The 25,269-nt window shown below is 68.9% G+C and carries 22 protein-coding genes; 11 read left to right on the top strand and 11 right to left on the bottom strand.

The annotated features are described in order from the left end of the window. Window positions 1–14: 14 nt before the first annotated feature. Window positions 15–938, bottom strand: coding sequence for a nuclear transport factor 2 family protein (locus ACIOHP_RS43475; protein WP_401896310.1), 924 nt, complete (start codon window positions 936–938; stop codon window positions 15–17). Between the two features lie 308 nt (window positions 939–1,246). After that, window positions 1,247–2,185, bottom strand: a complete 939-nt coding sequence (locus tag ACIOHP_RS43470; RefSeq protein WP_401896308.1) for a DMT family transporter — start codon at window positions 2,183–2,185, stop codon at window positions 1,247–1,249. A 69-nt stretch (window positions 2,186–2,254) separates the two neighbouring features. On the opposite strand from ACIOHP_RS43470, the gene ACIOHP_RS43465 reads away from it, so the two are divergent. Beyond that, entirely contained in the window at window positions 2,255–2,863 is a 609-nt protein-coding gene (locus tag ACIOHP_RS43465) for a TetR/AcrR family transcriptional regulator (RefSeq protein WP_401896307.1), read from the top strand. 54 nt (window positions 2,864–2,917) lie between these two features. Here ACIOHP_RS43465 and ACIOHP_RS43460 read toward each other — a convergent pair whose 3' ends face one another. Beyond that, a complete protein-coding gene (locus ACIOHP_RS43460; protein ID WP_401896305.1) occupies window positions 2,918–4,075 on the bottom strand; it encodes a serine hydrolase domain-containing protein in 1,158 nt (385 codons plus the stop codon). Window positions 4,076–4,278: 203 nt separating this feature from the next. After that, window positions 4,279–4,686, bottom strand: coding sequence for a MerR family transcriptional regulator (locus ACIOHP_RS43455; protein ID WP_401896304.1), 408 nt, complete (start codon window positions 4,684–4,686; stop codon window positions 4,279–4,281). Between the two features lie 479 nt (window positions 4,687–5,165). On the opposite strand from ACIOHP_RS43455, the gene ACIOHP_RS43450 reads away from it, so the two are divergent. Continuing rightward, entirely contained in the window at window positions 5,166–6,611 is a 1,446-nt protein-coding gene (locus tag ACIOHP_RS43450) for a SulP family inorganic anion transporter (RefSeq protein WP_401896406.1), read from the top strand. Window positions 6,612–6,795: 184 nt separating this feature from the next. On the opposite strand, the gene ACIOHP_RS43445 is transcribed toward ACIOHP_RS43450, so the two are convergent. Further along, window positions 6,796–7,326, bottom strand: coding sequence for a cupin domain-containing protein (locus ACIOHP_RS43445; protein ID WP_401896301.1), 531 nt, complete (start codon window positions 7,324–7,326; stop codon window positions 6,796–6,798). 57 nt (window positions 7,327–7,383) lie between these two features. Beyond that, window positions 7,384–8,616 (bottom strand): MFS transporter, encoded by a 1,233-nt coding sequence (locus ACIOHP_RS43440; protein WP_401896299.1) that lies wholly within the window; start codon window positions 8,614–8,616, stop codon window positions 7,384–7,386. Window positions 8,617–8,734: 118 nt separating this feature from the next. Here ACIOHP_RS43440 and ACIOHP_RS43435 point away from each other — a divergent pair, with 118 nt between their 5' ends. From ACIOHP_RS43435 to ACIOHP_RS43425, 3 genes are all read left to right on the top strand, one after another. Then, the gene (locus ACIOHP_RS43435) at window positions 8,735–9,241 is read left to right on the top strand and encodes a MarR family transcriptional regulator (protein WP_361546184.1); all 507 of its coding nucleotides are present in this window, start codon (window positions 8,735–8,737) and stop codon (window positions 9,239–9,241) included. Between the two features lie 392 nt (window positions 9,242–9,633). After that, window positions 9,634–10,815, top strand: a complete 1,182-nt coding sequence (locus ACIOHP_RS43430; protein WP_401896296.1) for a hypothetical protein — start codon at window positions 9,634–9,636, stop codon at window positions 10,813–10,815. Window positions 10,816–10,928: 113 nt separating this feature from the next. After that, on the top strand, window positions 10,929–11,483 hold the full coding sequence (locus ACIOHP_RS43425; protein ID WP_401896293.1) for a hypothetical protein: 555 nt from the start codon (window positions 10,929–10,931) through the stop codon (window positions 11,481–11,483). Between the two features lie 62 nt (window positions 11,484–11,545). Here the strand turns inward: ACIOHP_RS43425 and ACIOHP_RS43420 are convergent, their stop codons facing one another. Together ACIOHP_RS43420 and ACIOHP_RS43415 are read right to left on the bottom strand one after the other, a co-directional pair. Then, the gene (locus tag ACIOHP_RS43420) at window positions 11,546–11,887 is read right to left on the bottom strand and encodes a DUF4440 domain-containing protein (protein WP_401896291.1); all 342 of its coding nucleotides are present in this window, start codon (window positions 11,885–11,887) and stop codon (window positions 11,546–11,548) included. A 292-nt stretch (window positions 11,888–12,179) separates the two neighbouring features. After that, window positions 12,180–13,520 (bottom strand): ferric reductase-like transmembrane domain-containing protein, encoded by a 1,341-nt coding sequence (locus tag ACIOHP_RS43415; protein WP_401896288.1) that lies wholly within the window; start codon window positions 13,518–13,520, stop codon window positions 12,180–12,182. Between the two features lie 429 nt (window positions 13,521–13,949). Here ACIOHP_RS43415 and ACIOHP_RS43410 point away from each other — a divergent pair, with 429 nt between their 5' ends. Together ACIOHP_RS43410 and ACIOHP_RS43405 are read left to right on the top strand one after the other, a co-directional pair. Further along, entirely contained in the window at window positions 13,950–14,801 is an 852-nt protein-coding gene (locus ACIOHP_RS43410) for a class I SAM-dependent methyltransferase (RefSeq protein WP_401896285.1), read from the top strand. Window positions 14,802–14,995: 194 nt separating this feature from the next. Beyond that, a complete protein-coding gene (locus tag ACIOHP_RS43405; RefSeq protein WP_401896282.1) occupies window positions 14,996–15,640 on the top strand; it encodes a dihydrofolate reductase family protein in 645 nt (214 codons plus the stop codon). 67 nt (window positions 15,641–15,707) lie between these two features. Here ACIOHP_RS43405 and ACIOHP_RS43400 read toward each other — a convergent pair whose 3' ends face one another. From ACIOHP_RS43400 to ACIOHP_RS43390, 3 genes are all read right to left on the bottom strand, one after another. After that, entirely contained in the window at window positions 15,708–16,973 is a 1,266-nt protein-coding gene (locus tag ACIOHP_RS43400) for an alginate lyase family protein (RefSeq protein WP_401896279.1), read from the bottom strand. Continuing rightward, the gene (locus ACIOHP_RS43395; RefSeq protein WP_401896276.1) at window positions 16,970–18,673 is read right to left on the bottom strand and encodes a glycosyl hydrolase family 28-related protein; all 1,704 of its coding nucleotides are present in this window, start codon (window positions 18,671–18,673) and stop codon (window positions 16,970–16,972) included. Before ACIOHP_RS43395 ends, ACIOHP_RS43400 begins: the two co-directional genes overlap by 4 nt. Before the next feature lie 296 nt (window positions 18,674–18,969). After that, on the bottom strand, window positions 18,970–19,410 hold the full coding sequence (locus ACIOHP_RS43390) for an OsmC family protein (protein ID WP_361546160.1): 441 nt from the start codon (window positions 19,408–19,410) through the stop codon (window positions 18,970–18,972). A 682-nt stretch (window positions 19,411–20,092) separates the two neighbouring features. On the opposite strand from ACIOHP_RS43390, the gene ACIOHP_RS43385 reads away from it, so the two are divergent. The 4 genes from ACIOHP_RS43385 (at window position 20,093) to ACIOHP_RS43370 (ending at window position 25,239) form a co-directional block, all read left to right on the top strand. After that, a complete protein-coding gene (locus ACIOHP_RS43385; RefSeq protein WP_401896273.1) occupies window positions 20,093–21,514 on the top strand; it encodes a family 2B encapsulin nanocompartment shell protein in 1,422 nt (473 codons plus the stop codon). A gap of 78 nt (window positions 21,515–21,592) precedes the next feature. Beyond that, window positions 21,593–23,071, top strand: a complete 1,479-nt coding sequence (locus tag ACIOHP_RS43380) for a family 2 encapsulin nanocompartment cargo protein terpene cyclase (protein WP_401896270.1) — start codon at window positions 21,593–21,595, stop codon at window positions 23,069–23,071. Window positions 23,072–23,086: 15 nt separating this feature from the next. Then, a complete protein-coding gene (locus ACIOHP_RS43375) occupies window positions 23,087–23,962 on the top strand; it encodes a geranyl diphosphate 2-C-methyltransferase (protein WP_361492166.1) in 876 nt (291 codons plus the stop codon). 317 nt (window positions 23,963–24,279) lie between these two features. Beyond that, window positions 24,280–25,239 carry a hypothetical protein gene (locus ACIOHP_RS43370; RefSeq protein WP_401896266.1) on the top strand — a complete coding sequence of 320 codons (960 nt, stop codon included), beginning with the start codon at window positions 24,280–24,282 and terminating at the stop codon, window positions 25,237–25,239. Window positions 25,240–25,269 lie beyond the last annotated feature (30 nt).

Here is a 25,269-nt window from a genome sequence, read left to right as displayed (position 1 = left end):
ACTGCTGCTGCGGGTCAGAACATCGTGTTGTCGTTGGCCGAAGCGTCCGGCACGTCCTGAAGCACGTCCCAGTGCTCGACGACCTTCCCGTTCAGCACCCGGAACAGATCGACGATGGCCATGCCCCGCTCCCCCGGGCGGTTCACGCCGTGACTGTGGACGGCGACGATGTCACCGTCGGCGATGATCCGCTTCGGCGGCGAGACGGCCAACTGGGGGAACATCGCGAAGTGGCCACCCAGCCCGGCCTTGACCCCATCCAGCCCGTCGGGGAAGTTCGGGTTGTGCTGGTGGAGCTCGGGCCCGTAGAGCTCGTCGACCGCCGAGAGGTTCTTGCGCACCAGCACCCGGTCGTAGACCTTGGCCACCAGCTTTTCGTGGTGCAGCGTCAGCCACGATGGGCCCGGCTCGTTCGTCTGCGGCCGGCTGATCGTGGAGAACATGTCGTTGCCGTTGGCCGTGGACTCGGGCACCTCCTGTGCCACGGTCCAGTGCTCAGCGATCCGCTCGCCCTGGAAGCGGAGGATGTCGGCCACGGCGGTGCCCCGAGTGCCCGGCGTCAGCACGAGGTGGGAGTGCACGAACACCAGATCGTTCTGCGCGAGGACCCGCTTCACCCCGTACTCGGCGTCGGGGAACTGCTCGTGGATGGCGCCCGCGAGTTCCTTCAGAGCCTCGGCCCCGTCGGGTACGAACGGGTTGTGCTGGATGAGATCCGCCCGCACGTGGCGGTCCACGACCTCCGTGTCGCCCTCCTCGAACGACCCCTTCAGGACAGCCACAGCGACGGCCTTGTGATGATCGGGGCGCACGGCGTCCCCTGCCGAGACCGGCTTTCTGGATATGTGTACCGAGGCAGCGACGGCGGCGGGCGACGTGAGTCTGGCGGCCGCGAGGATGTCGACGAAGGCGGGGCCTGCGGGTGTGGTGGGGGTCACGATGCTCCTGCCAGAGACACGGGAAAACCCGCCTGAAGCCTCAAGCGGGCACTCGCGAAAGGGGAGCACTGACTTTCCGATAGCGTCAAGGTCGCCCTCGACTGGATGGCTTCGAGCGGCTTCGAGCGGCTTCGACACGATCACTCTGCTGGCCATCGCCCGCGAGATGGGCATGACCGCGACTGCCGACTACGGGTACTTCGCCATGCGCGACAGCCTGGTGGCCACGTTGATCAACAACGGGTTCATCCCTGGCAGTCCGGGCCGTAGACGGCGAGGAGGCTCCCCCTTCTCACCAGGCAGAGATGTCAGGCGCCGCGCTCGGCCGGCGTCGCGGCCTCGCCCGTGTCCATATCGCGCCCGCGCACCCTGGCTGATGGGACTGCGTCACCTCGATGGACGATGACTACGGCCGCGAGGCAGACGCCCAAACCGAGCGCGGTCTGCGGGCCGAACGTCTCACCGAACATGAGGGCTCCCCAGACTGCCGTGACCGGGGCCATGAGGAACATGAGCGTGTTGACCTTGGTGACTCCAGAGCGCCTCAGGATGAGCCAGTACAGCCCGTATCCACCGAAGGTCGACAAGGCCACGAGCCACATGATCGCGGCCCAGAACGCGAGTTCAGGGGGCGGCTTCGCGGCTCCGGTGCTCACGGCGAGTGCCGTGAAGATGACGGCGCTGGTGGCGCAGTGGACGGTGAGCGACACGGCGGGCGCGACCCGTGTGCGGGAGCGGCTTTCGAGGAACGTGGCCGCCACCAGCGAGAACATCCCGAGGAAGGGGATGAGATAGGCCCACCAGGCCGTACCGGTGCCGACCGCGGCATCGGCCAGGGTGACGATGACGACGCCGCTCACCCCCAGGCACAGGCCGAGCCACTGCTTGCGTGAGACGTACTGACGCAACAACGGTCCGGCGAGCGCTCCGGCGACGAGGGGCTGGACGCCGTCGATCAGGGCGGTGGTGCCACTGGAGACCCCGAGTTGGATCGCGTAGTAGACGGTGAGCAGATAGCCGCTCTGCGACAGCATGCCGATCATGGCCTGTCGGGCCGCATCCCGCACCGAGAGGTCCCGCCACGACGTTCTGGAGACGGTGGCGGCTACGGCGATCAGGATGACGGCCAAGGGCAGGAACCGCCACATCAGGATCGTGATCGCAGACGCGCTGCCCGCGCCGAGCTTGGCTCCGATGAACCCGGAACTCCAGCAGATCACGAAGGCGATCGAGAGCAGGAAGTTCACGCCTGACCCTCCACTAGACAGATCGGTATACCCGTCAACCCACTATACAGATCGGTATAGTGTTGCGGTATGAGCACTGCTGGGGGGCCGCGACGGGTCACGATGACGCCTGCCGGCCGACGCGTCCTGGAGGCCGCCGAGAGGCTGTTCTACGAGCGCGGCATCCATGCCGTCGGGGTGGACCTGATCGCCGACGAGGCCGGGGTGACGAAGAAGACCCTCTACGACCGGTTCGGTTCCAAGGAGCAGATCGTCGTGGAGTACCTCGCGGATCGTGACGACCGCTGGCGGGCCTTCCTCGCCCAGCACCTGGACGCCGCACAGCCGGCCTCGGCAGCACGTGTCCTGGCCGTCTTCGATGCCTCACGCGCGTGGTCTGCGCAGCACAGCCCCAAGGGGTGCAGCATGGTCAACGCCCACGCCGAGATCAGCGATCCGGCCCACCCGGCCTACGCGATCATCACCGGGCAGAAGCAGTGGATGCTCGCCCTGTTCACCGACCTCGCCGGGGACATCAGCCCGGACGGGGCCGAGCATCTGGGCCGGACCCTCATGCTGCTTCACGAAGGAGCGCTCGTCGCCCACGGCCTGAACATCCTCCCGGACGCCATCAGGCATGCCCGCGAACAGGCGCAAGTCCTCCTCGCCACCACTGGGGACTCCGCGGCGAAGCGGTGAGGAGACACCCGAGGGATCTAGGCGTTGTGGCCGGGTCCGCACAGTTACGAGTGCTCAGGAAGTGAGTGTGGCGACCACCCGGCTGATCATGTCCTCGTTCGTGGTCAGCGGGGTCGGGGTGTAGGACAGGACGAAGCGGAGCCGGAGATCGAGGGTGGAGAACACGCGGGTGCGGTAGCCGTACATCTCGCCGGTCTTTCCCCAGAAGGTCACGCCGTTCACCGTGGCCGTCTGCAGGCCCATGCTGTAACGGGCGGGACTGCCGTCCTTCCACATGACGACGTCGGCCGGGGGCAGGGTGCAGAGCTTGTCCAGCGCCCGGGGCGGCAGCAAGTCACCGCAGAACAAGGCCTGTTGGAAAGTGAAGAGGTCGTCGACGGTGGAGACCAGTTCACCTTCTCCCCAGGTGCTTGACGGGTGGTAGACGGTGACGTCGCGCAGGGAGCCGTCGGTCATCCGCAGGTAGCCGTGCACCTGCGGACCGTGGAGCCGAGAGTCGTTGCCCGGTGTCAGCGTGCGCGTCAGGCCGAGGGGCCGCAGGACGCGAGAGCCGATCGCCTCGCCGTAGCGGTGCCCGGTCAGCTTCTCGACGAGGAGGGCGAGGAGTACGTAGTTGATGCCCCGGTATTCCTGCTTGGTGCCCGGGCGGAACTTCAGCGGGCCGTGTGTCACGGTCCGCACCCACTCGTGCGGCGTCCAGCGGTCGAACCGGTGCCGAAGGACGGCCTCCGGCGTGCTTGTGTCGGGGATGCCCTGATGATCGGGGATTCCGCTGGTGTGATTCAGGAGTTGGGTGACGGTGATGCGAGCGAAGTCGGACGGAAGCAGCCCCGGAAGGTAGCGCCCGATCGGTGCGTCCAGTTCCAGGCGGCCCTCTGTCCACAGCTGGAGCACCACCGTGGCCACGAAGGCCTTGGTGATGCTGCCCGCGCGGAACTTGTCGTCGGGGCGTGCGGCCCGCCCGGTGGTCAGGTCGGCCCGGCCCGTGGTGCCGTACCAGTGGTCCGTGCCGTGGGCGGCACGTAGTTGGGCGGAGAAGGCCGGCGGGTGGGAGAGGTCGGAGATCGCCGCGTATAAGGCGTCCGTGTCCAACTCCCCCGGCCTGGCGGGGTCCGCCTCCGCCCGGGAGGCCGCACTTCCGGCCGCGACCAGCACGGCACCGGCCACAGCACCACGGGCCAGGGAACGTCGGGAGATCGACTGAGAGTCCATGAAACTCATGCTGCCGACGGCTCCGCACCCCGGGCATCCGGGATGTCCCCCAGGTGTCCCTGACCCCACCGGCGCCCGTCGATGGCCGTGAGCCGGCCAGTGCAGCGCGCCGGCCAGTCCGTCGCGCACCGCAGGCAATTCGTCGCAGATCAGCACTCGGGTCGGCACGCGCCACCGGTGGCGGCTTGGGGTGGGCTACGGGGTCAGGGAGTGGGAGTCCGTCGCGTGAGGCGCGCGGCAAGGGTGGCAGCGAATTCCTCGGCGCGAGCCAGCTGGGTGCGCAGATCGGCGACCCGCTGCTGGGTGGCCTGCTCGAAGCCGCGGATCCGTTCCAGGAGTTCCTCGCGCTCCCCAGGGGGCGGTTCCTCGCCGGAGTCGAGGCGGTCGGTGGCGTCGAGCAGGGCGCGCATCTCGTCGAGGGTGAAGCCGAGCGGCTTCATACGGCGGATGACCATCAGGCGGGCGACGTCGGACTCGGTGTAGAGGCGGAAGCCGCCCTGGGAGCGCGCGGAGGGGATGACGAGGCCGGCGTCCTCGTAGTGCCGGATGGTGCGCAGCGACAGCTCGGTCCGTGCGGCCACCTCGCCGATCTGCATGTGCTCGCTGCTCACGCGGGGCCTTCCTCATCTCTCACTGTGGCCGCGGACGGCCCGCGCCAATCTCTACCCTAACGTTAGGGTAGAGTTCCCGTGACGTTGGATCGGCTGCCTGGCGTGTCCGTCCCCATGGCGCGGGATGCCACCCCGTGACCTTCAGCAGTGTCGGGGCCGACGAAGCCCCCGGCGAAGACCGTGGTCCACAGGAGAGAGCGTGCGCATGCCCGTGATGCCCGGCGTCGCCGCTGCCTGCCCGCCGTGACCCTTCCCTCCCGGCCGGCGCCCGGTGCCCTCGCGGGTCGCTCGGCTGCTGCCCTCTGACGTCGGTCCGTGCGCGCTCGCGGACTTCATGGAGGACCGCCCCGGTGCTCCACGCCCTTCCGCGTGCCCGCTGTGATGCCGGGTGTGCCCGAGCACGACAGGTTCCTCTCGTCTTGCCTTCCTCCGTACTGTCCCCGGTCGCGTGGTTGCGCGGTTCCCGGCGCCCGACCTGGATGTCCGACCCGAAGGTGCTGCGCACCGAGGTGCTGGCCGGTCTCGTGGTCGCCCTGGCGCTGATTCCGGAGGCGATCTCGTTCTCGATCATCGCCGGAGTCGACCCGGCCATCGGTCTGTTCGCCTCGTTCACGATGGCCGTGACCATCGCCGTCGTCGGCGGTCGGCCCGCCATGATCTCCGCGGCCACCGGTGCCGTCGCTCTGGTCATCGCCCCGTTGAACCGCGAGCACGGCTTCGGCTACCTCGTGGCGGCCGTCATCCTGGCCGGTGTCCTCCAGATCGTCCTGGGCGCGCTCGGGGTGGCCAGGCTGATGCGGTTCGTGCCGCGCAGCGTGATGGTCGGCTTCGTCAACTCCCTCGCCATCCTCATCTTCATGGCGCAGGTGCCGGAGATGACGAACGTGCCCTGGCCGGTCTATCCGCTGATCGCGGCCGGCCTGGCGCTGATGGTGTTCTTCCCGAAGGTCACCAAGGTGATCCCGGCTCCGCTGGTGTCGATCGTGATCCTCACCGTTGTCACGGTCGCGGCCGGCATCGCGGTACCGGCCGTGGGCGACAAGGGCGACCTGCCGTCCTCCCTGCCCGTGCCCGGCCTGCCGGACGTGCCCTTCTCCCTCGACACCCTCACCACCATCGCCCCGTACGCGCTCGCCATGGCCCTTGTCGGACTCATGGAGTCGCTGATGACCGCCAAACTCGTCGACGACATCACCGACACCCACTCCTCCAAGACCCGCGAGTCCATCGGCCAGGGCATCGCCAACATCGTCACCGGCTTCTTCGGCGGCATGGGAGGCTGCGCGATGATCGGCCAGACGATGATCAACGTACGGGTGTCCGGAGCCCGTACCCGGCTGTCGACGTTCCTGGCGGGCGCGCTCCTGATGGTGCTGTGCGTCGTCTTCGGACCGGTCGTCTCCGACATTCCCATGGCCGCGCTCGTCGCGGTGATGGTCATGGTGTCGGTCGCCACCTTCGACTGGCACTCGATCGCCCCGAAGACCCTCAAGCGGATGCCCGCCGGAGAGATCACCGTCATGGTCGTGACCGTCGTCTGCGTCGTCGCCACCCACAATCTAGCCATCGGTGTCGTCGTCGGCTCGATCACCGCGATGGTCATCTTCGCCAAGCGTGTCGCCCACCTCGCCGAGGTCACCGCCGTCACCGACCCTGACGGCCTCACGGTCGTCTACCGGGTCACCGGCGAGCTGTTCTTCGCCTCGTCCAACGACCTCGTCGGCCGGTTCGGCTACGCCACCGACCCCGCCAAAGTCGTCATCGATCTCTCCGCCGCCCATGTCTGGGACGCCTCATCCGTCTCCGCCCTCGACGCCATCGAGACCAAGTACGCCCAGCGCGGCAAGTCCGTCGAGATCATCGGCCTGAACGAATCCAGCGCCCTGATCCACCGCCGACTCAGCGGCGAACTCGCCAGCCACTGAACGACGTAGACACACGAGGGCCGCGGAGGCCCCGCTCTCCGTGGCCCTCACTGCCGCTTGCCGCGGCAGTGCATGGCGAGGCCCGGCGATCCGACCCCATGAGCAAGTCGGTTTCGCCGGGCGCCCGTTCAGTGGTCCGCTCCGTCCCGGGGCCGGGCCGCCCGGATCCGGGTCATGGAGTCGGTCACGCGGAACCCTCCTCCAGGGCGGCACGCCAGACAGGGCTGTCGACGTAGTGGTTGTCGAAGCGCTCCGAGGACTCGGCGATCTCCTTCGGGTCGGCCTCGCCGCGCATCACCCGGCTGAGCAGGCGCAGGTAGTCGAACCTGCCCATACCGGGGGTGAAGACGAACAGGACGTCTGCTTCACAGCCCGGGGCAGCCGCGAAGGCGTGCGGGGTGTGGGGCGGCACCGCGAGGAAGTCGCCTGCGTTCAGGAGGGTGATCTCCTCTCCGACCAGCACCTGCAGAGACCCGCTGATCACGAAGAACAGTTCCGTTGCCCGGGTGTGGAAGTGGGCCGGAGCCCCTGCCGCGCCCTTCGCGAAGGTGGAGCGGTAGCTCGTGAAGCCGCCTGCGGTGCCGTCCGAATCGGCCAGAAGGGTCATCACACTGCTCGGGTCGGAACAGGTCTCGGCATCTGCGTGGCGGGTCAGTATCGCCGCGGACAGGGTGTCGTTCGCGGACATGGCGGATGTCTTCTCGTTCATGATCATGCTCCTGGGGTGTTGAGGTGGTTTTCGCGCGGGTGTGAGAGGTCGGTGCCGGGTGTTTCAGGCGCCCAGCGTGATCAGGGCCGCGATCGTCGGGCCGAAGGCGCCGCCCAGCTGGTAGCAGAGGTTGAACAGCCCGATCGCCATGGGGCGCTGGGCCGTCGGCGCGGCCTGGATGGCGTACACCGCGAGGGTGGCCTGGCCCGCGCTCGTCGCGAAGACGGCCAGCGTCGCGACGATCAGGAGCAGCGGTGCCCAGGGGGTCAGTACGGCCGTGAGCGGGGCCAGCGCTCCGACCGTGAGCAGGATTGCCAGCACCCGCGGGCGGCTCATCCGGGCGGAGGCCGCGGCCAGGACGACGGAGAGCGCCGAGCCCGCGAGGAGGGCGGCCATCTGGCCGGTGCCGATTGTGGAGGTCGACCAGCCGGTACGGTCGCCGAGCAGCTGCGGGATGGTGAAGAGCAGCGTGAAGTACGAGGTCGCGAGGGTGCAGGCGAGCAGCGCGGAGAGGACGAACGTCCGGCTGCGCAGCAGTGCCGCCGGGACGAAGCCTGCGGGGTGGGACCGCATGTGCAGGGCCAGCAGTGCGGCCATCACCGAGGAGGCGGTCACCGCCGGGAGCGGGTAGCGCGGGACGAGCACCAGGGTCGTCGCCATCAGGACCAGAAGGGTGGCACCCCGGCCGTCGAAGGGGGTGCTCGGTCGCGGTGGGCTCGGTGCGGCTTGGCGCATGATCGCCGGCAGGGCGAGGAGCGCGACCGCCCCGACCGCGAGGGACACCCGCCAGGAGGTTGCGCCCGCGATCGTCGAGCCGAGCAGCGGCCCGGCCGCCCCCAGCACCCCGAAGCCCGCCGTGATCACGCCCATCCGGCGGACCGAGCCCGCCAGGCTCATCGCCGCGGTGACCAGGCCCGCGCCGCCCACCGCCTGGGCCCCCCGGCCCGCCATGGCCAGCGGCAGCCAGGGCGCCACGGTCATGATCGCGGTGCCGGCCACGATCAGGGCCGCGCTCAGCCGGAGCACACTGTGCAGCCCGCGGCGGCGGAGTAAGCCCGCCATCAACGGGGTGCCGACGGCCAGGGCCCACGCGAAGACCGTGACGAGCCAGGTCGCCGAGGCCGTGTGGATGCCGAGCGAGTCGGCCATGTCGGGGAGGATCAGCACCGGGGCATTGGCGCTCGCGGCGAGCGGGGTGGCCAGCAACGCCAGCCATCCGACAGGGACTTGCCGCGAAGTCTGCGAGGCAGCGGGGCGCGGGGTCTGTGCGGTGGGGCGCAGGGCGAGCTCAGACATCGGGGGTGCTCCTGTCGTTCAACCTTGATAATCTCAACGTTGAGATAAAAGCAGCCCGACTCCTTCAACGTCAAGTCTCTTAACGTTGAAAGAGTTTTCCCAGGGAGGAGCAGCGGAGATGAGCGATGCCGTGGACGCGATCATCGGCCAGTGGGCCAAGGAGCGCCCCGATGTGGTGGAGGACCTCTGGCCGGTGGAACTGTTCGCGCGGATCCAGCGGCTGGCCCGAGTGATCGACAAGACCGCCAAGGCTTCAGCCGCCGCACACGGAGTGGAGCATGGCGAGTTCGACGTGCTCACCACACTGCAGCGCTCCGGACCTCCCTACGCCCTCACCGCCGGAGCCTTCCTCAAAGCGTCCATGGTGACCTCCGGTGCCATCACCAACCGCATCGACAAGATGGAGGCCAAGGGCCTGGTCGAGCGGGTGCGCGAAGGCGACGACCGGCGCACCGTCAAGATCCGCCTCACCGCGTACGGACACGAGGTCACCCGGGCCGCCTTCGCCGACCATCTGGCGAGCTACGCACACCTGCTCGCCGACGTGGACCGCGACCTGGTCGACAAGACCGCCGAGGGCCTACGGCAGATGCTGGAGGCCCTCGGTGACACCGCCATCAAGTGACGGCGACTTCGCGCAAACCGGCCACGCGTGGAGGTCGCGGGCCTGCCGCCATCCGCCGCAGTTCCTCGCGCAGCGCCGATGACGCCGAGCTCGCGCGGACGAAGACCGGGTTGCGCCGGCGCTCCCCGAGGGGGTCGAGCGAATCGTCCCAGAGCGCGACCGGTGTGGGGCGCGGGGCACGACGGATGCTATCCCGTCCCGGTACAGAAGGGCCTGGCGCGGGACTTCCTGGGGCGGGTTGACCGTCGGGCAGTAGAGAAGGACCGCCATCGCTCCCCCTGAGTCCGCGCCGGACGTGCAACCCTCCGAGATCGGCAGGAGTCTAGCGAGCGAAGGACTGTTCTCCTGACAGACTCCGTCCGTCCACCTGCGCTCCAACAGAGGATCCCGCCATGCCAATAGCGCCGCCCAACCGTCGCGCCTCCCGTGCCGCTGTCGCCGCCCTCGGCGCTGCGGGCCTGCTCGCGCTGGGCGCGGCTCCCGCGGCCTACGGCGATGAACCCGCACCCGAATTGGTCGTTGGAGGCATCAAGGCGATCGACGGGGTGAAGCCGGGGAGCAGCTTCGATCTGCCGGTCACCGTGGCGAACAAGAGCACCGTAGCCGCGGAGAAGGTGTGGGTCTCCTACTACATCACCCGGGGACTCGACTTCGCGGAGGTCCCCTCCAACTGCTGGGTGCAGAACGTCCGGCCCTACGACGAGATGCCCGAGAGATGGACGGCGGCGTGCGGGTTCGACCAGGTGGTGGAGCCGGGCACCGTGTATACACCCGAAAAGCTGCTGCGTGTCACGACACTGGACCGTGCGCTCAACGAGGAGCTGCGCGTGCGCGTCGCGGATGTCGAACCCGGGGTCGACGACAACGGCACAACACCGGTCGCGGGAACCGCACCCGCGGTGAAACTGGTCGAGGGACAGGCCGGAGGCGCGGGGACCACCGGAGTTGTCACTGTCCCCGTCACCGCGGTCAACACGGCCGACTACCAGGTGACGGGTGCCGCACTGAAGGGGAACGTCGGCGACACCGTCACGATGAAGGCGACGTTCACCAACGCCGGGCCCGCCTGGGTTCAGCCCAGGCAAGGGGATAAGTCCGTCCAGGTCATCATCACACCTCCCGCCGGGACGTCCGTCGTCAAGCGCGGCCAGTTCTGCCACGCGGAGGGCAGGACGTATGTCTGCGGCATGCGGTCGCTCTATGAGGGCAGCGGAGAGACCTACACCTTCGAGCTGAAGATCGACAAGCGGGTGTCGGGCGCCAAGGGCTCGGTGGCACTGAGCACGGAAGCACGGCCGTTCGACCCCGACAAGGACAACGACAAGGCCGACATCACGCTGGACGTCACAGGCGGGGAGTCGGCCGGCCCGACGGACAGTCCGTCCCCTGGCTCCGGAAGCTCGGCCGGCGGGTCGTCGTCGACCGGCGGCAACGGGACGACGGCGAACGGCGGTTACCTGGCGGAGACCGGCTCCTCGACGCTGCCGATCACGGGCGCGGCTGCCGCGGCGGTGATCACGGGTGCGGCCACGCTCCTCATCGTGCGCCGCCGTCGTGCCCAGGGCGCGAGCTGACGACCGACGCGAGCGGTGGCCCGGCCCGGGCCACCGCCGCTGCGGTCCAGGAGAATCCGGTGCAGGAAGAATCCTTGGACCGGAGGGATGCTCTTCGGCTTAGGATCTCGATCATGTTCAAATCAGGGGTGGGGTTCCTTGCGTTGTTCGGGCTCGGCTGGTGGCTGCTGGGCTCGAGCGCGTTCGACGGGTTGACTCGGCTGGTTCTGATCGCGGTCGGCTGTGCCGTCACGGTGGCGCTGATGCTTTCCGCGCGCCGCTTCCTTCCCTCGTCGGCAGGGGGACCGTTCCCCGTCGACCGACGTCGGCGGTTCAACCAGATCAACGGACTCCAGTGGCTGTTGATCCTCGTGATCGTCGTCGTCTGCCGTCAGATTGGCGTGCCGGTGCTCATCCCCGCGCTGGTCGCGATCGTGGTCGGGCTCCACTTCCTGCCACTGGCAGCGGTGTTCGAGCAGCCCCGACTGCGCATACCGGCCGCCTTGTTGATCGCTTCCGGCACTGCGGGCATCACCGTCTGGCTCACGAACGTCCCCGACGAAACCGTTCGCCTTGTAGTGGGCCTCACTTCTGGGCTCTCCCTGTGGGGCATGGCCGTATGGACAGTGGCAGGAACGGCATCCGCTGCCGGGCGAGAGGCAGGAAAGAGAGGATCTGTCGGCGCCTGACAGCCATCCCGTCTCGGTGGCAGAGCACCGCGCGCGAGATCGACTGCGAGGCGGACCCGTGTTCAGTTGGCCAAAGTTCCCTGGTGGAAGTACATCCGCCAGCCCGTATCTGTCAGGCGCCACAACGAACTCCGCCAAGTCCGGCGGCCTTGGTTCTCCGCGAAGTACGTGAGGTGGACGATGCCCGGAGCAAGCACGGCACCGGACATTTCACTGACCTCGACAGGAGACTCCGCAGACACCGAGCCTCCGCTCGTGACGGTGAGGATCGACTCCACATCCCATCGGCGCCCGGAAGCGCCGATCTCGGTGAACTCCGGGTCCAGAAGCTCCAGGACACGGGCCGGAGAAGCACGCACCTCAGGGTCGAGAAGCCGCAGCTCTCCATCGACGGCTGCCTGCACAGCCTGCTCACTCTCATTCGTCACGCTGAGACCCTACGGACATGCCTGCCCAGGACACAGCGTTTTCTGCACGACGGCCGGCCTAGGCGACCGCCGGCTGAACGGTGAGGGTTCCGCTGGCTGTATCGATGGTCGCCCGGGTGCCCAAGGGGATGGTCGGGGGATGGTCGCCGTGCCCGGCGGGGAGGCCGCCCAGGGCGGGGATGCTTGCTCGCCCTAGGCCCTATGGCAGGTACGTCGACGTCGCTGATGTCGGCGTTGCACCGACGCATCCAGACGTGACCCCGTTCGGTCAGGCCAAGCCGAACCTCTCGGCGTGTACCTGTCGTGCCGGGACGCGCAGGTCGCGCAGGCCGGCCAGGACGGCTGCCGTCATGGCCGGCGGCCCGCACACATAGACGTCGCGCGTGGTGATGTCCGGGACCAGCTGGTGCAGGCTGCCCGCGCCGAACGGCGGGACGCCGCCCTCGCCGGTCCGGCCGGTGAGCAGGTGGAGGCGTCCGCCCCGCAGGGCCAACAGACGGCGCACCTCGTGCAGCAGGACGGCGTCGGCCTCACTGCGCACCCGGTACAGCACGACGACGTCACCGCTCGTCTGCTCCTCCAGCATGGCCCGCACCGGCGTGATGCCCACGCCGCCGGCGATCAGCAGGGCCCCGGGCCGGGTCCGGTGCAGCGAGGTGAACGCGCCGTAGGGCCCTTCGACGTAGGCGCGGCTGCCGACGGGGAGGTCGCGCAGGCCGGCACTGGCGCTGCCCACGGCCTTCGCCGTGAGGCGCAGTCCGCTCCCGTCGGGCGCCGCCGAGAGCGAGAAAGGGTTGGCGAGCCACCAGTGGTTGTGGCCGGGGAACCGCCAGATGCAGAACTGTCCCGCCCGGGCCGGGAGTTTGTCGAGGTGTCGGCCGGTGACGTACACGGAGACCACGTCGTGCGACTCCGGCACCACGGCCGCCACGCTGAACCGGTGGTAGGCGTTGCGCCACAGCGGCACGACGAGGCGGCCCGTCAACAGCGCGCCGAAGGCGAACAGCCACAGGATCCACCAGTAGGCCGTGGCGAAAGCGGAGGACGTGAACGTGGTCGTCTCCTGCAACTGGTGCACGAACGCCAGGCCCAGGGCCACATAGAGCAGCAGATGCAGACCGTGCCAGACCTCGTACCGCAACCGCCTGCGCAGGGGCCGGGTGGAGACCACGGCGATCACGACGATGACGGCCGCGGCCAACATGCCCAGGAGCGAGGCCGGCACCCCGCTCAGTGCCACGAATGTCTTCGCCATGGAGGTGTCGTCGAGCGTCGCGAAGCCGAGGACCACGAGCGTCGCGTGGGTCAGGACGGTCCACAACAGGGTGAAACCGACCCAGCGATGCCACACCGTGAGACGGTCCATGCCGATGCGGCGGTCCAGCCACGGCAGCCGGGCCACGAGAAGCAGTTGCAGAAGCATCAGCAGTGCCGCGTGCAGTCCGAAGAACTTGGCGACCGTGAGCACCTCGTTCTTGCCCGACCCGGCGCTGACGAACAGCGCCTCGACGATCACCACGTTGGCGATGACGAATGTCCACATCGCCCAGCGCGCCGCGTCCACCGGAAGCACAGGTCCCGTCCGCACCGTATGACTCTCCGCCACCATGGTTGTCCCTCACTCCCCCGTGGCCGCAGCTACGTGCGCGACCGTGTGCACAAACCCCATGAAGACCGAGGAACTTGGCTGGATACCCACCTCGGTCGCGTAAGAATACGGCCGCTGGGCCGGTTCCGTTCATGCCGGAACCTTCATATCTGCCCGCCAATCGGCGCATTGGACGGTTCGTACGTTCAAACGGGTACGCGTCCAAGCAGCTTCCTGGCGCAGTGTCGAGCGATCCCATGGACCCCGACGAGCAGTACCGTGCAGGCCGCGACAGTCAGCAGCCCGCCCGCGAGGAAGGCGGCACGCACATCGGCGAGCGACAGAATCACTCCGCCGAGCGCGGCGCCTCCAGGCGTCGGCTGGCCGCGCATGAAGCCGGCTCCACTCGTCAGACCCCTGGGAATCGATGCGATCTCCTAGGCTGGCGTGGTGACTGATGAGCAGGAGCGGGTGCAGCCGTCGGGAGTGTGGGCCACTGCGGTGGGGGTGGCCAGGGTGCGGGCGTTGGAGACCGAACGGGAGAACGCGTTGTTCCGCGACCCACTGGCACAGGCCTTCGCCACCGCTGGCGGCATGTGGCCCTCCTCGCCGGCACTGCCCGATGACGAGGCCGCGCGACGCCGCCGACTGGCCGTGTCGTTCTCCATCGTCATCAGGACGAAATTCCTCGACGACCTGTTGCAGCAGGCTTCCGCGTCCGGGGTCCGGCAGGTCGTGCTGCTCGGCGCCGGCATGGACAGCCGCGCCTTCCGCATGGACTGGCCCGAAAGGACCCGGCTGTTCGAGGTCGACACCGACGCGCCACTGAACTTCAAGGCCGCCGTGCTGCGCCAGGAGCGGGCCGTCGCACGATGTGAGCGGATCACCGTCCCGGTGGATCTGCGTGAGGACTGGCCAGGCGCGCTGGCCGCCGCAGGGCACGACCCGACGGTGCCGACCGTGTGGATCGCCGAAGGACTGCTGATCTATCTGCCCTTGGATGCCGTGGAGCTGCTGCTGGCCCGGATCAGCGCGCAGTCGGCGGCGGGCAGTCGAATGGGACTGACGTTGGGCTCACGCGGCGTCATCGAGCGTTTCGGCGCGGACGCCGCGCCGGGAACGGCGGCGTCCATGTGGGTATCGGAGATGCCCGACGACCCGGTGGGCTGGCTGGCCGGGCACGGCTGGGAGGCCGACAGCCACACCCTCCGCGAACGCGCCGCCGCCTACGGCCGCCCGCTCAGCACCCCGCCGCGACCCGAGGAGCTACCCGGCGGACTGATCTCGGCGGCCCGCCGGTAGAGCGCCTCGTCGTTCCCCAGAAGATCCATTGCGCAGTACGTCGGTCACTGAGAGCGGGACGATGAAGAGATGACGCGGCAGTAGCCTGCGGCCGGCGGCACGTGGATCGACGCAGACTCGTGCACGGCCGATGAGATCAGCGCCTTGGTCCGGTCGTACCGAGCGACAACCCTCGCGCGAAGGGAGCTGCGATCATGAAACTGACGACCTTCACGAACGTCTCCGTCGACGGAGTGACGCAGGGACACCGACGGATCGACGCAGGGGCCCGGAGTGATGCCGGCGCGCCGGAACGGGACGGCAGTGGCGGATTCGAGCGCTTCGGATGGGTCCCACCACTGCTCGACGACGAGGCCTCGACGTTCATCAGCGGGGCCTTCCATCGCGCCGACGCGTTCCTGTTCGGTCGACGGACGTACGAGATCTTCGCCGGCTCCTGGGGAGCGGGCATGGATCCGGGCAACCCCGTCGGAGACGCGTTGAACGCGCGGCCCAAGTACGTCGCCTCGACCACGCTCACCGACCCGCGATGGGCGGGCACGACCGTCCTGTCCGGTGATGTCGCGGGCGCCATCCGTGAGTTGCGAGCCGAGCCGGGCGGTGAGCTGCAGGTGTGGGGCAGCGGCACGCTGATCCGCTGGCTGCTCGACCACCGGCTGGTCGACGAGATCGTGCTGCCCACCTACCCCGTGGTCATCGGCCAGGGCACGCGGCTCTTCCCCACCACCGGCCCGGACACAGGACTCGAGCTGGTCGACCTGCGGTCCACCCCGAACGGGCTGACGATCCAGACCTACCGCACCACCGGACGCCCGCGGTACGAGACGGCCACGACCTGAAGCGGCCGGTAGCCCGGTCCCCTCCGGATGATCGGCCGGTCCGTGGTCCGGCGGGCGTCATGACCGGTCAGCCGGCGATCGAGTCCAGCTGCTCCGCCGCCGGGCGCAGCGCCCACAGGTCGCCGCCCGGCGGTTCCTGGAGCTGGGGGACCGCGCGCCGGGCCCGGCTGTCTCCGGCGTCGGCGGCCGCGTGCACCACGTCGGTGGCCGCGTACCGGTGGAAGTCCAGCTCCGGATGTGGCCAGGGGGTGGTGGCCGTCGCCGCGGGCAGCAGGTAGTCCACCGCTTTGAAGAGGCTCTGTCCGTCGGGGCCCCGGTAGGCCCACAGATCCACCCCGACGTGGCGTCCGATGTCCGCGAGCCGGGTGTAGGCCACGAGGTCGAAGGTGGAGTAGTGCCAGCTCCTGGTCCGGGCCAGTTCCTGGGGCTGGCTGCCGTCGGCGGCGATCTGCGGTGCGATGCGCCGGGTGCGGGCGTCCAGCACGGTCCGGCGGGCGAGGCCCTTGTCGCCGGTCGCGCAGGCGAGACCGGCGAGCAGCAGGTCATAGAAGGTGCCGTGGTTGTTGGTGGCGGCGGCCTCCTGCGCGCCGAAGTCGCTGTGCGCGAGCCAGTCGAGGAAGTCGGCGTTCCATCGCGTCATGGCGGTGCGGTCGGTCCGACTCCAGCCCGGTGCGCCGGATTCCAGCAGGGCGATCGCATCGAGGACGGCGGTGTAGGACTGGGAGAAGTCGATGATGCCGATGGCCCGGCCGTCGTATTTGCACGGGATGAACTGCGCGTGGTCCAGGTTCGGGTTCATCCGGGTGTCCGGGTCCAGGAACCAGGTGCGCAGCACCTGCCCGGCCTTCTCGGCGTAGCGCCGGTCTCCGGTGTAGTACCAGGCGAGGGAGAGGTCGAAGGCGGAGTCGAAGGTCTTCTCGACGTCCTGGCGGTCGGTGCCGGAGTCGACCTCGGGGTTGCGCTCGCCGTCGCGCTGGACGTACGGGCAGCCCCAGGGGTTGTCGGCGGTGGGGGTTTGGCTGGGCCACCAGTAGGGGGCCTGGCTGAGGTAGTCGTGGACGTCGCCGCCGGGCGCGGGGCGGGGCTTGTCGACGACCGTCCAGGGACCCTGGTCCAGCCATCGGTCGGCACGAGCCGTCAACGCCGTTACGGTGCGCTGGAGTTGACGGTCCCCGCGGTCCAGGCGCTGCTTGGTCTGCTGCATCCGGGCGCCGTCGAGGACCACCGTATGTGGGACGCGCGGCGTGCCGTGGGCAGTTGTCGGCGCCGAGATGCCTGTGGTGCAGGCGGCGAGGACCGTGACGAGGAGGCAGAGGCGGGATCGCATCCTCATCGTCGGCCCTCGTCCCTGTCGGTGGGTGCGAGTCCGCGTTGGGCCTCGTACAGGTTCGTCGGCCGGACGGCGTGCGGGCTGCCGTACAGCTCCAGGCGTGTGTGCAGGTCGCCCGTGAAGTCGGGTACGTCGATCTGGTCGAACTCCTCGACCTCGTCGATGCCGACGGTCGCGGAGTAGGGGGCCAGGCCGTCGATCCGCACCAGGCCCGCGCGGTGGTTGGTGACGCGGATGTTCCAGTGGGCGAAGCGGGCGCCGAACAGTGGTCCGGCGCTCGCGTCCCCGCCGTGGCGGCCGGTGTTGTTGACGGTGATGTCGGTGCGGACGTTGGCGAAGGGAAGGCCGCGGTGGCTGTCGAAGGTGCCCATCCGCATCTCGCCGCGTGACCAGACGTTGTACGACGACAGCCCCTCGACGTTGATGCCGTGCAGTTGGGTGTTGGCCGGGGCCGGGGTGGTGCGCTCCTCGATGGTGAAGTCCTCGACGAGGTTGTCGTGCGAGCCCTCGCGGCAGAAGTAGGGGTGGTGGGAGCCGCGGCCCGTGACCTTCGTGCGGCGCAGGGTGCACGCGGAGGCGGCCACCAGTCCGAAGCCGTTGTCGACGTGGCGGACCGTGACGTCGTCCACCCAGCAGTCGTAGGCGCATTGCAGGACGACGCCGTTGTAGCCGGTGTCGAGCAGATGCGGCTGCTGCGGGGTCTGTACGGCCTCCAGGGTCAGGCCTTCCACTCCCGCACCGGTCAACGCCTTTACGTGGGTGGTCAGTTGGGGATTCCACTGCGGGCGCAGGTCCAGCGGGAGCGGCCGTTCGAGGGTGATCCGGCGGCCGCGTACGCGGGTGATGCGTACGGGCCATTCGTAGGGGACGTACGAGGTCAGTTTCGTCTTGTCGTCCCAGACGTAGGCCTGGGGGCCGGGGCCGCCGCCGCACATGTGCTCCAGCAGCGTGTGGTCGGCGTCGTCGGACAGCCGCAGCAGGACCAGGGCACCGGGGTGCAGCGACGATGTGTCCGCGGCCGTCACCGTCCAGGAGCCTTGGCGGGCCGGCTCCAGGGTGGTGAGCGGGCGCCATTCGTCGCGGCGGTTTCCGGTCCAGCCCTCGAAGGGCCACGCGCGGGCCCGGATCGCGGCGACGAGGGAGGTCCAGCGGGCTTCGGGAGCCAGCCAGATCAGGCCGCCCGCCCAGGACCAGGAGGACTTGTCGCCGCCGTAGCGGGAGCCGTACGCCCCGATGAGTTCGGTGAGGCTCTTGGTCGCGTGGAGCGTGGTGCGGCCGCTGCCGGCGCCGCGGAGGACCACGTCGCAGTGGCCGATACGGATCACGTCGTCGATGCGGAATGTGCCGGGCGGGATGGTGACCGTGCCACCGCCGGCCCGACCGGCAGCGGCGATGGCACGGTTGATCGCGGGTGCGCAGTCCGTCGCGCCGTCCGCCACGGCGCCGAAGTCACGGACGTCGGCGACGACCCGGTGGCGCGGGAGGCGGCTCGCCCCGCCGCGGCAGCCTGCCCTCCCGACGAAGGGGATCTGGGGGTGGGTGAGGGGTGTGCGGGTGAACTCGCGCCACAGGCGCGGCACTTCGGTCGTCGCGCCGGCTCCGGGTCCGGTCGCTGCTGCGGCGTGGGTGCCGGCCGTCACGGTCCCGGCTCCTGCCGCCACGGCGACGGCGCCGCCCAGCAGAGTTCGCCTTGTCAGGCTCATGACATCTGATGAGCCCTCGGTGCCCGTTCTCTCGATCCCCATATCCGTCCGCCTTTCCATGCGTCTTCATGGATGTGAACGAGGTTCAAGTCTGTGTCGAGCGGTGAGCATGCCACGCACCCCATGGCGACGAAAGAGGTCGCGCACAGGTTTCTGGTACAGACCTGACACGGGATGGGCCCGGCCGGCCAAGGGGGCCTCACGGAGGGTGTGGCACAGCCACCACGACGACGTACGGCGGAGGCGTCGAACCCCGGCGCCTCCGCCGTACCCGCGACCCGCGCGCCCGGGAGAGGTCAGGCGCCCTCGATCACTGCCTTGACGGGTGTGCCGATCTCGACGGTGCGGCTCACCGTGCAGAGCCGGTCGTGGGAGGCCTTGACCGCTCGGGGAAGCACGATCCGGGCCCGTTCCGCGCCTTCGCCATCCGGAAAGTCGACGGAGAACGTGACGACCAGGTCGGTCATCCTGTTGCCGAGCTCGTCGCCGACCTTGTTCCCCGTCACCTCGACAGAGAACTTGACCGGCTCCGCGTGGCGACTTGTCGCTACATCGACGTCCACCGCCGTGCAGCCCCCGATCGCCGCGAGCAGCAGCTCCACCGGCGTGAATACGTCATCCCCCTCAGCATCGGAACCGGTACCGAAGCTGATCGTGCTGCCGCGCGCGTTCGTCGCGGTGAAGTGGCCGAGGCTGGTTCGCTCGACGGTGACGGAGCGCAGGGAGTTGTCGGTCATGCCGTCGAGACTATCCGGGTGGCGGGAAGCTCGGAGGAGGCGGTGAAGCGAGTCGAGGTCTCGCGCCGGGTGACCTTCTGATCGAACTGATTCGGACTTACGTCGAAGTGGCCGCGCCCGCCGCAAGCCGGGGCCAGGCGCGGGCGTCCAGCGTCTCCGGCGTCCCGGCCGGTCGCAGACACCTGAGCGCCTCCTTGCGGACCGGCGCACGAAGGCCACGGCTCCGGCGGGGCATCGCGATGTTCCCGCGGCCCGGTTCAACGTGGCGTGTGACGCCCGGACACCAGGCGCGTCACGGTCAGACCGCGGCATGACCCGCGGCGGTGCCCCAGGTCGCGCGACGGTTCAGGAGGGGTGGAGCCTTGGACGGCCGCTCGCGTCGCCTCCGGCATCAAGCGCTGCCTCGACGCGGGGCCACGCCGAGCCCTGCGGAACCCGTCGCTGCTCGATGAGGGTGGCGCAATGTCGCTCATTGGTCCGATAAACCGGATTCGATTGATTGTCACCGCTTCGAAGGAAGCCGCCGGGATCTTCGGGCGGGGCGGCTCAACTGGCCTTTACCGTCCTGCAGGTGGATGGATCACCGATGTCCTTCCTCCCCACTGCCGAGTCCTCCCCCTTCTCTTCACCGGCGCATACCTGTGCGCCGGCCGCCCGGCCACGCAAGGAGTAGCCCACCCCGATGACCGTGGACAGCAGCCCGGAAACCCAGGCCGCACCAGCCGCTCCCGTGCCGCAGCAGTCCCTGAGTACCGCCGCCGCACGCAACCTCACCACCACCACGAAGTCCGCCCCGCAGATGCAGGAGATCACCTCCCGCTGGTTGCTGCGGATGCTCCCCTGGGTCGAGACCAACGGCGGCGCCTACCGGGTCAACCGACGGCTGCGTCATACCGTCGGCGACGGGCGCATCGAGTTCGTGCAGGAGGGCTCCACGGTCCGTGTGATCCCCCGCGAACTGGGTGAACTGGCCTTGCTGCGGGGCTTCGAGGACCTGGACGCCCTCACCGCCCTCGCCGAGCGCTGCACCCAACGCGACTTCGCTGCCGGCGAGGTCATCGTCGAGCGCGGCAGCCCGGCGGACCGAATCCATCTGATCGCCCACGGACGCATCAGCCAGTACGCCGAGGGCAAGTACGGCGGAGAGATCACCGTCGCGGTGCTCGCGGACGGCGACCACTTCGGTGAGAACGCCCTCCTGGACTCCGACGCCCGCCATGACTACACGGCCACCGCCGAGACGTCCGGGACTCTGCTCACCCTCTCCCGTAGCGACTTCGCCGCCGTGCGGGACTCCGCGCCCCTTCTCCGCGCCCACATCACCGAGTTCAGTTCCGCCACCCGACGACGGCAGAACAAGCACGGTGAGGCCGAGATCGCCATGTCGGCCGGCCATGTCGGCGAGGCCGATCTGCCGAGCGCCTTCGTCGACTACGAGCTCAAGCCACGTGAGTACGAACTCTCCGTCGCGCAGACCATACTGAGGATCCACACCCGGGTCTGCGACCTCTACAACGGCCCGATGAACCAGACCGAGGAGCAACTCCGGCTGACCATCGAGGCGTTGCGTGAGCGCCAGGAACACGAACTCATCAACAACCCTGAGTTCGGACTGCTGCACAACGCCGACTTCAAGCAGCGCATCCAGACGCATTCCGGCCCGCCGACCCCGGACGACATGGACGAGTTGCTGTGTCGCCGCCGCGGCACCAAGTTCTTCCTCGCCCACCCGAGGACGATCGCCGCGATCGGACGCGGCTTCAACGCCTGCGGGCTCTACCCGGACCACGTCGATCTCGGCGGGCAGTCCGTCCCGGCCTGGCGCGGGGTCCCGATCCTGCCCTGCAACAAGATCCCGATCAGCAAGGAGCAGACCAGCTCCATCCTCGCCATGCGCACGGGAGAGAAGAACCAAGGAGTCATCGGCCTGTGGCAGACGGGGCTGCCGGACGAGGTCGAGGCGGGGCTCTCAGCACGGTTCATGGGCATCAACGAGCAGGCGGTCATCTCCTATCTCGTCAGCACGTACTACTCCGCCGCGGTGCTCCTGCCCGACGCGCTCGGCGTGATGGAGAACGTGCAGATCGCCCGCGGACGTGGCTGAGGGCATGCCACGCGGAGCGGGCTGACGTCCCCGTCCACGCCGTACGTGCGCTCACGCCATCGCAGTAAGGAGTAGCAGATGCCCGATTCCGGGCCCCTCGGGCCGTCCATCCCCGGGCAGCGGTCGAAGGCGACCACCGCTGTCCAGGACGTCCCCACGCCGGCGACCCCCGATCTTCCGACCGCGGCGGCAGCCTTTGGCCTCGCGGCACTACCGCGTCCGCCGATCGCTCCGCCGCCCCCTCCCCCGCCGGCCACCGGCACGCTGCCCTCCACACCGCCCGTCCCCGCTGCCGAGCCCTCCCTTCAGCGGGTCCTGGGCGGGCCGACGGGCCTGGGCACGACCTCACTGTCCCTGGCAGGAACTTCGCAGCCGACGAGCACACCGTCGCCCCCTCCTCAGCATCCGCCGGTTGCTTCCGCCGAAGCGGCCGCAGCTCCCGTGAGCGACCCCGTTCTTCAGCGGGTCCTGGGCGGGCCGACCGGCCTGGGCACGACCTCACTGTCCCTGGCGGGCACTTCGCAGCGGCCGCTGCCCGAACCTGCCCCGGTACTCCCCGCCGCCACGCCGCCCGCCGAGGGCCAGGCCGTTCCCGGGCTGTACCACCACCCGGTCCCGGAGCCCGATCCGGTACGTGTCGAGGAGGTGAGTTCCCGGATCAAGCGCTGGGCCGAGGACGAAGTCCAGCTCTACCCCGAGGAGTGGGAAGGCCAGTTCGACGGCTTCTCCGTCGGGCGGTACATGGTCGGCTGCCACCCGGACGCTCCCACGGTCGATCACCTGATGATCGCCACCCGGCTGATGGTCGCGGAGAACGCCGTCGACGACTGCTACTGCGAGGACCACGGCGGCTCGCCCGTCGGCCTCGGCGGACGCCTTCTCCTGGCCCACACCGCGCTCGATCCTCTCCACACCACCCCGGAGTACGCACCGGCGTGGGAGGAGTCGCTCGGCTCAGATCCTCCGCGGCGCGCGTACCGCAGCGCGATGGACTACTTCGTCCGCATGGCCACGCCCTCCCAGATCGACCGCTACCGCCACGACATGGCCCGGCTGCACCTGGGCTACCTGGCCGAGGCCGCCTGGGCCGAGACCGACCACGTACCTGAGGTGTGGGAGTACCTGGCGATGCGCCAGTTCAACAACTTCCGCCCCTGCCCCACCATCACCGACACCATCGGAGGCTACGAACTCCCAGCGGACCTGCACGCGCGGCCCGAGATGCAGCGGGTCATCGCACTGGCCGGGAACGCGACCACCATCGTCAACGACCTGTACTCCTACACCAAGGAACTCGCCGCCCCCGGCCGCCACCTGAACCTGCCGGTGGTGATCGCCGAACGCGAACAGCTCTCGGAGCGCGACGGCTATCTCAAGGCGGTCGAGGTCCACAACGAACTCATGCACGCCTTCGAGGCGGCAGCGGCCGACCTCGCCGCGGCCTGCCCCCTGCCCCCCGTGGTGCGCTTCCTCAAGGGAGTGGCCGCGTGGGTCGACGGCAACCACGACTGGCACCGCACCAACACCTACCGGTACAGCCTGCCCGCCTTCTGGTAAGGAACGGACACCTCAGTGACCACAGAAATCACCCCCACCGTCTCCGCGACGATCCCGGCCCCGGCAACCCCCTACCAAGGGGACATCGCCCGGTACTGGAACACCGAGGCGCGGCCGGTGAACCTGCGCCTCGGTGACGTGGACGGGCTCTACCACCACCACTACGGCATCGGCGCCGTCGACCATTCCGCGCTCGGCGACCCGGAGCACAGCGCATACGAGAAAAAGCTGATCGCCGAGCTGCACCGGCTCGAGTCCGCCCAGGCCGAGTTCCTCCTGGGCCACCTCGGCCCCGTCACGCCCGAGGACACTCTCGTCGATGCCGGCTGCGGGCGTGGCGGATCCATGGTCATGGCCCATCAGCGCTTCGGCTGCAAGGTCGAGGGCGTCACCCTGTCCTCCGCACAGGCCGACTTCGGCAACGGGCGAGCGCAGGAGCTGCGTATCCAGGACCACGTGCGCTCCCGGGTGTGCAACATGCTCGACACCCCCTTCGAGAAGGGCAGCGTCACCGCCTCCTGGAACAACGAGTCGACCATGTACGTCGACCTGCACGACCTGTTCGCCGAGCACTCCCGCTTCCTCAAGGTGGGCGGCCGGTACGTCACCATCACCGGCTGCTGGAATCCCCGCTACGGCCAGCCCTCGAAGTGGGTCTCCCAGATCAACGCCCACTTCGAGTGCAACATCCACTCCCGTCGTGAATACCTGCGGGCCATGGCCGACAACCGGCTCGTGCCGCAGACCGTGATCGACCTGACCCCCGACACTCTGCCGTACTGGGAGTTGCGGGCCACGTCCTCACTGGTCACCGGGATCGAGGAGGCCTTCATCGAGTCGTACCGGGACGGCTCCTTCCAGTACGTGCTGATCGCGGCCGACCGCGTCTGACACACGATCGGACGCCGCACACGGCAGCCAGTACATGTGGCGGCCCACCGTGGGCCGCCACACGTCTGGATCCCGGTGCCCGATACGGACATGGCGTCCGACGGGTGAAGTGGGCGCATCTCGCCCGTAGTTCGGCATGTCGACGTCCAAGGGCCCGGTTGCTAAGTTGATCGCGCCCAGCGAGAACGGCCGAACTAGCGGATATGGTGACGCAATTGAATGAGACCGGCCAAAGCGGTAGAGATAGCGGCATAAGCCGTCGCACACTCCTTCGGACCGGCACCGGAATAGCCGCCGCCGCGAGCGGCGGCTTTTCGTTGTTCACGGCACAGACGGCGCACGCGGTGGTCGACCCCTCGCAGTACTTCGTCTTCGAAGGGGACGGCGACGATCCCGTCCTACGAAAGACCCTCCACCAGCCCTACTGGGCGATGCAGTCCTTCGCCTTCGACCACGTCCACGGGCACATCTACTTCGTGCAGACCAAGCCCGGAAGCAGTACCGGCGACCTCTGGGTGAGCAGGACCGACTTCAGCGGCAACGTGCTGGGGTCCATGGCTCTGCACTCGTTCGACCACGGCTCCTCGATCGGCATCCAACCGGATACGTCCGGCTCTCCCTACATCTGGCTCGCCGGCGACTACCGGAGTCTGAGTTCCGGTACCGCCCCCAACAGCCACACGATCTGCCGCATCAAGTACCAGGACGACGGGCTGCTCGACTACCACACCAGCGCCGGCATCACGGAATTCAGGATCGGCCTCTCCGATTTCCTGGACTGCCCGAGACCGTCGATCGACCCCTACACGAACATGCTGCTCCTGCGGTACATGGGGACGACAAGTCCGTGGCGCCTCGCGCTGTTCAACCTCTCCGACGTCTTGGCCAAGGGGATCAACGACAACACGAAGCCCCAGGCCAAGCGCGCCCTGCCGACCAACGCACAACTCGGTCTCAGCGACTCCGACCTCTTCCAGGGCGTGACCTCGTACGGCCACTACGCCTACCTCTCCTACGGTGGTGCGCCCGCGACGCCCTCGGATCCGGCCAAGCCGTCCTACCTGGTCCGTCTCGACATGAACCAGACCGGCGGGCAGTACAACGAGAAGTTCCAAACGACCGCGGGCAACTCACTGCCCGGGCGCGAACCTCAGGGAATGGCGATCTGGCGGTCCTCCAGCGGTCCGCGGCTCGCGTTCGGCTTCTCCAGCAAGATCGCCGTCGATCCTGACGAGTTCCAGGCGACCGTCTTCTACAAAAGCGACCTCGCCGGGTAAGCAACTCGTGGTGAACACCGCCAGGATGGT

The organism is Streptomyces sp. NPDC087859 (assembly GCF_044742595.1).
In the GTDB taxonomy this organism is placed as follows: Bacteria; Actinomycetota; Actinomycetes; order Streptomycetales; family Streptomycetaceae; genus Streptomyces; species Streptomyces canus_F.
Note: the sequence above shows the minus strand (reverse complement) of the source record. Positions and strands in the feature narration are given on the sequence as shown.